At 46.7% G+C, this 12422-nt stretch carries 7 protein-coding genes; all 7 read right to left on the reverse strand.

Translation table 11 applies throughout. From position 1 onward, the window contains the following. Positions 1 to 16: 16 nt before the first annotated feature. The 7 genes from MHB84_RS06705 to MHB84_RS06735 all read right to left on the reverse strand — a co-directional run bounded on the left by MHB84_RS06705 (position 17) and on the right by MHB84_RS06735 (position 12154). Complete coding sequence (locus tag MHB84_RS06705) at positions 17 to 1729, reverse strand: methyl-accepting chemotaxis protein (protein ID WP_076291480.1); 1713 nt, start codon at positions 1727 to 1729, stop codon at positions 17 to 19. 361 nt (positions 1730 to 2090) lie between these two features. Further along, positions 2091 to 3086, reverse strand: a complete 996-nt coding sequence (locus MHB84_RS06710; RefSeq protein ID WP_256716914.1) for an MsnO8 family LLM class oxidoreductase — start codon at positions 3084 to 3086, stop codon at positions 2091 to 2093. A 30-nt stretch (positions 3087 to 3116) separates the two neighbouring features. Next, positions 3117 to 4532 (reverse strand): deoxyguanosinetriphosphate triphosphohydrolase family protein, encoded by a 1416-nt coding sequence (locus MHB84_RS06715; RefSeq protein WP_076291479.1) that lies wholly within the window; start codon positions 4530 to 4532, stop codon positions 3117 to 3119. A 577-nt stretch (positions 4533 to 5109) separates the two neighbouring features. Further along, positions 5110 to 6990: a molecular chaperone HtpG gene (gene htpG / locus MHB84_RS06720; RefSeq protein WP_076291478.1), complete on the reverse strand. Its 1881-nt coding sequence runs from the start codon at positions 6988 to 6990 to the stop codon at positions 5110 to 5112. A 1198-nt stretch (positions 6991 to 8188) separates the two neighbouring features. Next, positions 8189 to 9088: a nickel transporter permease gene (nikC, locus tag MHB84_RS06725; RefSeq protein ID WP_076291477.1), complete on the reverse strand. Its 900-nt coding sequence runs from the start codon at positions 9086 to 9088 to the stop codon at positions 8189 to 8191. A 253-nt stretch (positions 9089 to 9341) separates the two neighbouring features. Continuing rightward, positions 9342 to 10346, reverse strand: coding sequence for an ABC transporter permease (locus MHB84_RS06730; protein WP_024632912.1), 1005 nt, complete (start codon positions 10344 to 10346; stop codon positions 9342 to 9344). 155 nt (positions 10347 to 10501) lie between these two features. Then, the gene (locus MHB84_RS06735) at positions 10502 to 12154 is read right to left on the reverse strand and encodes an ABC transporter substrate-binding protein (protein ID WP_076291570.1); all 1653 of its coding nucleotides are present in this window, start codon (positions 12152 to 12154) and stop codon (positions 10502 to 10504) included. Positions 12155 to 12422: the final 268 nt, after the last annotated feature.

Here is a 12422-nt window from a genome sequence, read left to right on the forward strand (position 1 = left end):
ATTATAAGAAGAGGTTTTATATTTTTAATTTTTCAATGGAAGAAAGCAGATCTTCGGACAGATCTTTCAGGGTTTGAATATTGCCGCTAATCGTTTCCATTGAACTCACCTGTTCTTCGGCTGAAGCTGACACTTCCTCTACACTTGCCGCGGATTCCTCGGATACTGCCGAAATTTGTTGACTGAAATCATTCATCCGTCCGCTCGCTTCCTGCATACCTTCCAGACCATCCGTCATTGTACCAATGACTTGAACCATACCCTCTACCGACTCACTAATGGTACGGAACAGATTGCCGGAATTACGTACTTGCTGCTGCCCACGTTCTGTTTCCAGTACACCTGTTCGTAATTCCTCAACAACGCCCTGAGAATCCTTCTGGATGTCCTCCGTGATGACGGTAATCTCTTCCACAGAAGTTCGAACGGCTTCGGACAACTTCCGCACTTCTGCTGCAACAACTGCAAATCCGCGTCCACTCTCTCCTGCCCGGGCAGCTTCAATGGAAGCATTCAATGCGAGCAGGTTGGTCTGGCGCGCAATGTCATGAATGACTTGAACCAACTGCGATATATCTTCGTTTTTACGGTCTAGCTGTTCCATCTTGTTCATGGAAGAGGAAACTGCGCCAGCAATCTGTAGCATTTGGTTCACGGATTGCTCCATGGACTCGCGGCCGGTCTGTCCTTGTTTCAAAATCAGGTCTGACATCAGACGAAGCTGATTCCCCTGTTCCGAATGTTGCTGAATATTTGCGTTCAGCCCCTCGACGGTACGGGCGGATTCAACAGCCGTTTCTGCCTGACTCTCTGCCGCTTTTGCGGACTCTTCCATCGTTATGGCAATTTGGCGACTGCCGATCTTAACCTCTTCAGAGGAAATAGCCAATTCACTACTTTGGCGGTTGACGGCTTCAGCAATTCGTCTAACATTCAATACCATGGACGTCAGATTACCTTTCATGTCATTCACGGCTTTGGCAAGAACACCAACTTCGTCTTCATGTTTGGTATGTATGTCCTGGACATTCAATTGACCTTCCGCAATCAGTTTCACGGCACTGATCACCCGAAGCAGTGGTTTAACGACTTGTGAACGGATAATTGGGATCGCAATTGCTGTAATGATAATCATCACAAGAACACCAATGACGATAATGATTCGGCCATCTTGGACGGATCTGATCGTCTGAGCCGCAGAGAGATCGGACTGCTGCTGATTGTAATCCACCAGATAGTCCAGATGGACTTGCATGGCATCGAAGGAGGCGGCCCCTTTTTCGGATACTTCCTTAGCCAGTTGTTCCTGACCTTCATCACTCAGCTTGATGGATTGCGTGTTAATCTTGAGGTAAGCTTCCCACTTGCTCTTTAATGCTTCCCACTGCTCTTTTTCTTCAGCTGTCTTCTCCTGCTGATCATATATTTTAATAGCCTGGGCCGTTTCGCGAATGTATTTGGTGCGCTCTTCAGCAAGGTCCGCTTTGGCCCCTGCCTGTGCATCAAAGTGACGATAGCTTAATGACAAAATATGTTCTGTTGTATAATTCAATCGGTTAATCTGCTGGATGGAGGGCATCCAGTTATTGGTGATCATATTCGTATTTTTTTCCATCGAGTTCATTTGTGTAACAATCGTGACACTAAGAAGAATTAAACAGAGGATTAATAGATAGAACGCGATGCTGATACGCAGACCGATACTCTTGATCTTGAATCTGCTGAACATATGATTTCCCCCTTGTGCCCATCTTCGGCCACTTCCGTATTTTAGGTGCTTTTGTCGTTGTTTTACCCTTCTTTTGGCATCTTGCAAATTACTCTTTTCTATATTATATCCATAGGAAAAGAGACGTAAAGTATTATAACATTCTTTTATTTTAGTCATGCTTTATTTTGTAAAATCTTGTGATTATTTCACATCATCTGTTGAACGGAATCGAATGATGTAAAATTCAGACTTAAATGAAGCAAAAAAGAGCTGCAGCATACGGCAAATATCCGATCTGCAGCTCTTACGATTTAAATCCATGCAGATGGCGGAATGGAATCCGCCATTCTTTGTATCATAACGGCTAGCAGCCGCCCCCTTATGCGTTCACCAGCAACTTGTAGGAGGCCAACCTTCTCTCGTAATCCGGTCCAGTTGTCACTACAAGCAGCCGATCCGTATTCAGCCTTTGGCACACCTGCTGCAACTGTTTCGAGACTTGTTCAGGTGTACCGGCATAATGCCGTTGTACCTCATTCTCATTGGCATCGGTCATGTCATTGGTGCCGGTACTTGTGCTGACATGGTCAGACTGCGTTGAAATTTCTTTTCCAACAGATCTGCGTCTCTCCGCCATTTCGCTACTCCAGGACAATGCCTCTTCCTGCGTCTCCGCACACAGCACACTTACAGCAACCATAACCTCCGGCTCTTTCCTATTGGCGCTGGGGATAAAACCCTCCCGATAACGCCGCACAGCTTCCGTACCATCCGCATCACTCATGAATTGTCCGAATACATATCCCATACCGAAGCGAGCGGCAAACTCAGCACTCTTCACGTTGGTACCCAACATCCATAAGGATAATGGAAGCTCCGGAATCGGACGGGCCGTCACTGGATGTTCCTCATAAGTGTATCGATCTTCCAGTAGTTCGGTTAGTGCCGCGAGCGATTCAGGCAACTTGGACACATGCTGCAAGTAATTGCCACTCAAGGCCATCGTTGCATGGGGACCGCCCCCAGGAGCACGTCCCAAGCCTAACTCAATGCGCCCCGGGTAGAGCGCCGCCAACAGTCGGAACGACTCCGCTACCTTAAGCGGGCTATAATGTGGTAACAGTACGGCACCGGAGCCAAGCTGGATCGTGTTCGTTCGCGCGCCAATATGGGCAAGCAACACTTCCGGTGATGCTGATGCAAGTTCGTCCATGTCATGGTGCTCCGACGTCCAGTACCTTGAATAGCCCCAGGCTTCAGCATGCTGCGCAAGTGTAACGGATTGTTGTAGCGCCTGTTCTGCTGTGGCGCCGTTCAACCTTGGAACAAGGTCAAGTACGCCCAGATTGTATTTTCCACTGATGTTCGCACCCAAGCGTCTCATCTCCCTTCGTCATGCTTATCTCTAATCTAGATCGTAGATGGAACCCACCTTGAGACCGTATAGTTCATTGTATATTTTCTCGGCAAAAGCATCCGTCATCCCGGCTATATAATCAATCACCATGTGCTCCCAAGTCCAGATCGGATTCGCCTTCGCCTGATCCTTCTCATAACGTTGCAGCCAATCGGACGGAATAATGGATTTGGACGTTTCCGGGTCAAGAAAAGCATCCCACAGACGCTTAATCATCCATTCACTGCGCTTTTGCAACCTCTGCACACGCAGGTCACGAATCATGGTCACCCAGGCAAAGCTCTTAAGCACACTTACCGTACGCAGCATATCGAGATCCTCGGCGCCTTCACGGACAAACGTCACCTTTTTCCAGTCTCCGTTATCAATAACCCCCAGGCTAGCGACAAAAAGGCTGACCCAGTAAGCCTTGACCTCACGGCGGGTACGTGAGTAATCATGCTCGCAGAACGGCATCTTTTCATTCCAGATGCGCAGGAACGAAGCGAGGACTTCTTCAACTTTTTTGCCAATCGCTTCCCTTGTCCATCCGTTCCAGAACAGATCCTCCAGTGTCGTAATCTTATCCACAATCAGTCGATTGATATGCGGATCTTGCAGGAAATGCTCGTGTACTTCGATTTTACCTGCTTTGATGCCATCTTCCAGATCATGTGCGGAATACGCAATATCGTCGCAGAGGTCCATCAGCTGCGCTTCAAGCGTTTTTTTGCCAGCAGGAATGTTCCATCGATCGCGAATCTCGCGGATATACTGCCATTCATGATAATACATGCCTTTCTTGCTCTCCGTGCCAGGATACGGGTACTTGTTAATGCCCAGCAGCACTGCATCCGACAGGTTCAGCCCATCGATATCTTCCCGTTTTTCTAAATACATAATGAGACGGAAGTTATGCGCGTTGCCTTCAAAGTGCTCATACTTCCGCTTGAGCTCTGCACGAATTTCCGGTTCCGGTTGAGGTGATTTGGCCCCGCGATTTTTCTTCATGATTTTCTTGGCCTCTGTGTTAATGAGATCATCGAGGATGCCATCCAGCACTTCTTCCCCTTTATGCCCAAAAGGCGGGTGACCGAAGTCATGCGCAATCGCGGCACACTCCACCACTTCTGAATCAATAATCAGTCCGGGGTTATCCGCCTGGTTCAACTCCACCTCCGGGTAACGACGCAGCAAGCTTCTTGCCGCTTCTCGTGCAATTTGCGCCACCTCCAGGGAGTGGGTCAATCGTGTGCGATAATAATCGCCCGTTCCTGCACCAAACACCTGCGATTTGCCTTGCAACCGACGAAAGGTCGGTGAATGTATCAGTCTGGAATAGTCGCGCTCATAGGCTGCACGAGCCCCATCCAGTTTCGTTAGTTCAGGGTATTGTCTATGTTCTCTCAGATCGTTCCATTGCATGTTGATCACTCCTAGCCGACTGTCTCTATTTTGAGTGATTATACACATATTCTGCAGTTTCGAAAAGCAAAACCTGTCTGCGATTGTCATCTCTTCTCACATCAACTTGTGATGCACAGTCGTCTTCTCTTATTATACCCCGCCAGACTATCATCCGTGCACCTAAATGATAATGATTAATATTGAAAGTAACTTATGACGAAAAAAGTGCCTTATACAGTTTGCGTGGCCGTTCCGGTTACGGATCGTTCTTTTGATCGCTGTTATTCCCAAATTTCCTTGATTCCCTTTAGAAAGGGAGAAATTCGGGAATAAAGGCGAACGCTTCGCTTCTTCAGAATCGATTCCGTCCCCTTCACTACTTTCGCTGTTTGATTCACACCCAATCTAAAATGACATTACATCCCCTATAAAGGGGGACTTCAAACAAGACTTTGAGAGGCTAAAGAATACCATTAAATTGTTCATTCATTACTTCAATGATAGTCTGTCTTCCCAGTCCCCTCCGCTGTATGGGTAAGGAGATAAAAATAAAAAAACCGACAGGGCAAATGCCCTGTCGGGTGAAGAAGGTAGTTTAGACCATAACTTTGCAGATATCGTTGGTGAACTCTACCGGGTCTTGAATTGGCAGTCCTTCGATCAGCAATGCTTGATGATACAGCAAGCTTGTGTAAAGGCTTAGTTTTTCTTTATCCTGTGCGAATGCGTCTTTCAAGGATTTGAAGACATCGTGATTTACGTTGATCTCCAGCACTTTATCTGCCTGTACATTTTCACTGTTCGGCATAGCCTTCAGGATTTTCTCCATCTCAATCGTCAGCTCACCTTCAGTAGACAAACATACCGGATGGCTTTTCAGGCGTTTTGAAGCTTTAACAGCTTTTACTTTGCCGCCAAGCTGTGCTTGCATCGCTTCGAACAACTCTTTGTTGTCGTTGTCCTGTGCGTCTGTTTCTTCTTTGTCTGCACTGTCCTCGATGCCCAGGTCACCACTGGAGATAGATTTGAATTCTTTCTCTTTATAATTCGTGATCATCTTGATTGCAAACTCATCGATGTCGTCGGTGAAATACAAGACTTCATAACCTTTGTCTAGTACACCCTCGATCTGTGGCAGCTTCTCAATCCGTTCAATGGATTCACCGGATGCGTAGTAGATGTACTTCTGATCTTCCGGCATTCTGGAAACGTACTCGTCCAGGCTAACCAGCTTCTTCTCTTTGGAAGAAGAGAACAAGAGCAGATCCTGTAGGGTGTCTTTGTTCACGCCATAGTCGCTGTATACGCCATACTTCAACTGACGGCCAAACGCTTGATAGAACTTCTCGTAATTCTCACGCTCGTCTTTGAGCAGGCTTTGCAGTTGGCTCTTGATCTTGTTCTTGATGTTCTTCGCAATCAGACTGAGCTGACGGTCGTGTTGCAGCATTTCACGGGAGATGTTCAGGGACAGATCTTCGGAATCGACCATACCTTTTACAAATCCGAAGTAATCTGGCAGCAAATCACCGCATTTGTCCATGATCAATACACCGTTAGAGTACAGTTCCAAGCCTTTTTCATACTCTTTTGTATAATAATCAAATGGTGTGTTCTCCGGGATAAACAGGATTGCATTGTATACCACTGCGCCATCCGCGCTGATGTGCAAATGTTTGAGCGGTTTGTCAAAACCGTAGCGTTTTTCCATATAGAAATTGTTGTAGTCTTCTTCGGTCAGTTCGCTTTTATTTTTACGCCAGATCGGTACCATGCTGTTCACGGTTTGCTCTTCTTTGTACTCTTCGAATTCGTTCTCTGTACCCTCTTTTGCACGCTGACCTGTCACATCCATCTTGATCGGGTAGCGAATGAAGTCAGAGTATTTCTTGATGATGGATCTCAGGCGGTACTCTTCCAAAAATTCGTCATACGAATCTTCTTCGGTATTTTGTTTGATCGTCAGGACGATTTCTGTACCCACGGAATCTTTCTCGGCTGGAGAGATCGTGTACCCATCCGCGCCTTCGGATTCCCATTTCCATGCTTCATCGCTGCCCAGCGTTTTACTCGTTACCGTCAGCTTGTCCGCCACCATAAATGCGGAGTAGAAACCAACCCCGAATTGTCCGATGATGTTGTGGCCGTCTTTGGCTTCATTCTCTTTCTTGAACGCCAGTGAGCCGCTCTTCGCGATAACCCCCAGATTGTTCTCCAGCTCTTCCTGGGTCATCCCGATTCCTGTATCAGTGAGCGTAAGCGTACGGTTCTCTTTGTCGATGGTGAGCTTGATGTAGTAGTCCTCTTTGTTAAAGACGAGTGTGTCGTCCGTCAGTGCTTTGTAATATATTTTGTCAATGGCGTCACTGGAGTTGGAGATCAGTTCTCTCAAAAAGATTTCTCTTTGGGTGTAAATGGAGTTGATCATCATATCTAGCAAGCGTTTGGATTCAGCCTGGAATTCTTTTTTAGCCATGAATGGGTGTCTCCTTTCAAATTGGGGATAGAATGATTGGGTTAAATATAGAAAGTAAACCTTTGAATCCTCACATGCAGAATGTTACGTTACTAGAAAAGCCTTCAATCGCTTTGATACCTAGATTTTTTTGATTCACTCTATTCCTCATTTAAAATAAGCGCATGATTTTGTGCGGTCTAGCCGTTCCGGTTACGAATCGTTCTTTCGATCGCTGTTATCCCCTAATTTCCTTGATCTCCTTTTAACAAGGGAGAAATTAGGGGATAGCGTATGCTTCCGTAGCAGCTTTCCTTCAGAAAGCTTTTAGGCGAACGCTTCGCTTCTACAGAATCGATTTCGTCCCCTTCACTATTGCCGCACCATTCACCAATTGATTTTAAACATTGAGATTTTTAATCAATTGAAAATCTATTGATCATTCTTTCGCGTGCCAGGCTTTTTCTGGCTCATTTCACTCTCATGTCCTATTCAAGGTTAATTAAAACCATATTCAAAAACACAATCATTCCATATGTAGTCGTGTAGTAAAAATATCATTTATTAGCACTCTGATGATTGGAGTGCTAAACCCTTTCCTTTTATATAACATATGGGAAAATTGGGTGTCAATACGATAGCGGTTATTTTAACAAAATCATCGAATAACACTTCATGTTCTGCTCATCTCTAACCATTTTAGCTCAATACATCATGCAACACAAAAGCCGCCTCAAACCAAAGTTCGAACCGGCTTGGAGATAGATTATAATGTAGGAATAGTAGCTGTTATCACAGCATTCCCATCTAATGTATTTCGAACGGGCATCCACCTTGCTGTGTAGTAACTAGCGAGCTGGTTGACTGTCTTTGATGGGTGACAGTAGAAATTCACACGCTATCGAACCTTGCAGACGTTAATTGGTCCCTTTAGGATGATTTCATTATCTAACGAATCGTAGAGACGCTATTTCTCACCTTTAGCCGACCTTTCGAGACTTTCCGCAGGTTTTTCGCAAAATAGCGTGTGTGAAATTCGTTAGACTGGCAAATTGGCAGGAAATCGCAGAATAAGGCTTCCTAGGTTCGTTAGATTGGAGCAGAAGTTAGCGTTACAGCTACAAGTTACACTTACGGTTAGCGTTGGCGTTAAGCGGCGTTACCGTAAAAGTTAGAGTTACAGAGAAAGGGTTACAGTTACAGTTGGAGTTGCAAACCTCTATTTTTTGGCCATCTTTGGATCAAGGGTGTCGCGCAGGCCGTCCCCGAGCAAGTTGAAACCGAGCACGGTGAACATGATAGAAAGTCCGGGGAAAATAAGCGTCCACGGCGCTTTTTGCAGAAACTGGCGGGAATCCGACAACATTTTGCCCCACTCCGGGTCAGGTGGTTGCGCCCCCATGCCTAGGAATCCAAGTGCAGCCGCTTCAATAATTGCTGTTCCAATCCCCAGTGTGCCTTGTACGATGAGCGGGGTGAGACTATTAGGCAAGATGTGCCGGAACAGAATTCGCATATTGCCAGCCCCCAGCGTACGCGCTGACGTAATGAATTCCTCCTGTCTCAAGCTAAGTACCCTTGAACGTACCAGTCGTCCGTAGGTCGGGATGTTCACGATCGCTATCGCGAGCAGTGCATTTTGCAAAGACGGACCGAGAATCGCCACAATGGCGATTGCCAACAGAATAGCGGGGAAAGCAAGCAAGATATCGAACAAACGTGAGATGAGCATGTCTGCCCATTTTCCATAATATCCGGCAATCAGACCAAGCAAAGCCCCCGCAATAATAGAGCCTATAACAGAAAAGAAACCAACCCACAATGAAATTCGCGCTCCATGCAGCACTCTGGAGAATACGTCACGCCCGAGATCATCGGTACCGAACCAATGCTCTGCCGAAGGGGCTTGCAGACGATCTGTGAGTACCTGCTCTTTGTAATCATACGGGGCAATGTACGGGGCAGCAAAGGCCAACAGGATGAAAAAAACGATAATAATCAAGCCTGCTAGCGCAAGCCGATTTTTCCGAAACGTTCTCCAGGCTTCCCGCCATGGACCTGATGCAGGTGCCGACGCGGCGTCAACGGATGCTCCGGTATTGGTCGATAATTTGGCCATGCGGCGTCTCCCTTCTTGGATATGAATGAAATACAAGATCAACGAGTTCTATTACACCCAAGCACTACGATTGCAGCACCATCTTCCGATCGCTGTTATCCCCAGATTTTATTGATCCACCTATTTAAAGGTGGAAATCCGGTGATAAATGCGAACACTTCGCTTCTACAGATTGGTTCTGCACTCTTCGTGTCGTGTAATTTTTTAAAGATCTTATATTAAGTTCCATTCATCAACCCAAATGATGAATTTCCTATTTATAACTAATCCGCGGATCGAATACGGCGTACAGCAAGTCCACAATCAGGTTGATTACTACGAAAAAAAAGGCCACAATTAGAATGCCGCTCTGGATCACCGGATAGTCCCGCGAACTAATTGCTTCATATATATAGCGACCGACACCGGGCCAAGCAAAGATCGTTTCAGTCAGTACGGCTCCACCCAGCAAAGATCCGGTCTGTATGCCGATGACGGTGAGCACGGGAATAAACGCATTTTTCAACGCATGTCCATATACGACGAAAAACGGGCCGAGTCCTTTCGCCTTCGCAGTACGGATATAATCCGAACTCATCACTTCAAGCATACTGGAACGCGTCATCCGGGCAATAACAGCCATCGGAATTGTCCCAAGCGCGATACTTGGCAGCAGCAAATGTTTCGTAACCGTCCACAGCTGATCCCAGCGTCCGGCAATCATTGTATCCAGTACATATAAGCCCGTAATGGCTTCAATGGGATCACGCGCATTCATTCTGCCGATGGATGGTAGCCAGTGCAATTTGTTCGCAAACAGCCACTGTTCCATCAACCCAAGCCAGAAGATTGGCATCGATACACCCACCAATGCTATGACCATACAGCAGTAATCGAACCACGAGTTATGTTTCCACGCACTGACAATTCCTGCATTCACGCCGATAATGATCGCAAACAGCATACTCGCCATCGTTAATTCAAGGGTCGCTGTCAGATAGGGCACAATTTCCTGGGCAATGGGAACCTTGGTGCGGATGGATGTGCCCAGATCTCCCTTAAACAAATCGCCCAGATAAGCAAAATATTGTTGAAACCAGGGTTTGTCCAGTCCGAGCTGGTCACGCAGAGCTTGCTTGGATTGTTCGGTTGCCTTTTGCCCGAGTATGGTCTCGGCCGGATCACCCGGAATGGCGTGGATAATGGAAAAGACGATCAGGGTCATGCCCAGCAGCACGGGCAGTAACACGAGTACACGTTTGACGATGTAACTGTTCACTCCTCATTCACCTGCCTTTAACGTATAAAAAGCGCTGGCAGACATGCATGCTTTAGATCGTTACATCCTGATGTGGGTTCTGCCAAGCATTGCGTATACGCCAGCGCTTTTAAACTAATGGTTCCTATTTAAACTAAGTTCATCTCATATATAAGTTATTCAAAGTAGGCATTGGCATAGGATTCCGTGCCCAATGGGGACGGTACGAAATCTTTCAGGTTCGCTTTACCAGCCAAAATAGGAGTGGTGTGCACAAGTGGAATCCATGGAGCATCTTCCTTAATAATCACCTGCGCTTGCTTGTACAGTTCCGCACGTTTGTCCTGATCCGTTTCTTTCTGCGCACTCGTCAGCAACGTATGCAATTCTTCGTTTACGTAGAAGCTGCGGTTGTTGCCCGGGATTGCATCCTTATCGAGCAGCGTGTACAGGAAGTTATCCGGGTCACCGTTATCACCGGTCCAGCCAAGCATGTAAATATCGTCTTTCTCCCCGGCTTTGGCATCATCCAAGTACGTCGCCCACTCCGGTGATTCGATGTTGACGGTCACCCCGATTTTCTCAAAATCGGCCTGGATCGCTTCGGCCACCTTCTTGCCGTCAGGCATATAAGGCCGGGATACCGGCATGGCATAGAATGTTACTGGGTCAGGCAATCCGTCAGGATAGCCAGCTTCGGCAAGTAATGCTTTTGCTTTTTCCAGATCATATGCATAGTCCTCAATACTGTCGTTATACCCCCAAAGCGTTGGCGGCATCGGGTTTACCGCTGGCTGTGCTTGTCCGGCAAAGAAAGCATCAATAATGCCTTGTTTGTTCACCGCGTGGTTGAGCGCTTGTCTTACTTTCACGTTATCAAACGGTTTTTTCTTAAAGTTGAAGCCAATGTATGACACGTTAAATGGCGGACGCTCGATTTTTTGCAGTTCGCTATTTCCCTCAAGAATGGACAGATCATCTGGGTTCAGATCCTCCATAATATCAATCTCGCCGTTTTGCAGCGCATTGAAGCGAGCCGTGTTATCCGGAATGGAACGTACAATCACTTTGTTTAGCTTCGGCAGTCCCTCTTTCCAATAATTCGGATTCTTCTCCAGGGTGATGGAGTCGTTCCGCTTCCACTCTTTGAATACAAATGGGCCTGTGCCTACTGGCTCGCTCTTGAAATTTTCCTTTTTCTCCTGAATCGCGGTTGGACTTGCAATGCCAAATGGCGTCATCGCAATGTTTTGCAGGAAAGGCGCTTGTGGCTGGTTCAGGGTGAACTCGACCGTTGTCTCGTCAATCGCCTTTACTTCCTTAATCACACGTCCGTCTTCTGGACCAAACATAGAGTCATAATAGTCGAAGGAATCTCCCTCAAATTTATATTCACTGGCCGGATCACTCCAACGGTTGAAGTTAAACACCACAGCCTCTGCGTTGAAGTCAGTACCATCGTGGAATTTCACACCGGACTTCAGCTTGAAGTCATACTTGAGTCCATCCGCCGAAATCTCCCAGCTCTCAGCCAGTCCCGGAACAACCTCGGTTCCACCTTCCTTGTAGTCCAGCAATGAGTCGAATACCTGATGTCCAATCTTCAGCGACTCCCCATCTGTTACGATTGCCGGGTCCAGCGCCACCGAATCTCCGCCGCGTCCCATTATCATCGTATCTTGTGCTGCCACTTCTGCCGGAGGCTCGCTACCTTCCGCCGGAGCGGGTGAATTGCCTGTACCCTCATTACTGGCGCTGGAGCAGCCCGAAAGAATCAACACTGTACTCATGGCCATTGCCATGACCCCGGATAACCACTTTTTTCTCATTCGCATACGTACAACACCCTTCCCTGTCTCATAATGTGTGTGATACTGGCGTGAAAAAACTTCAATGATTACAATCGATCGGTTTGGTGCTTTGTATCATATGAAAGGCTTTAGATGCCTTTGATACCTGTGATGGATGTTTAGATAAGCTGAGGAGTATATATGAAATGTAAAAACGGATGTAACGGTACACATTTTGTTAGATTTTTCGAATGTTGTGACCAGATATAACTGCCTGTCGTTGTTACTTAATAATTGAACTTAGGTC

Origin of the sequence: Paenibacillus sp. FSL F4-0087 (genome assembly GCF_038020215.1) — a bacterium.
GTDB lineage: Bacteria > Bacillota > Bacilli > Paenibacillales > Paenibacillaceae > Paenibacillus > Paenibacillus taichungensis.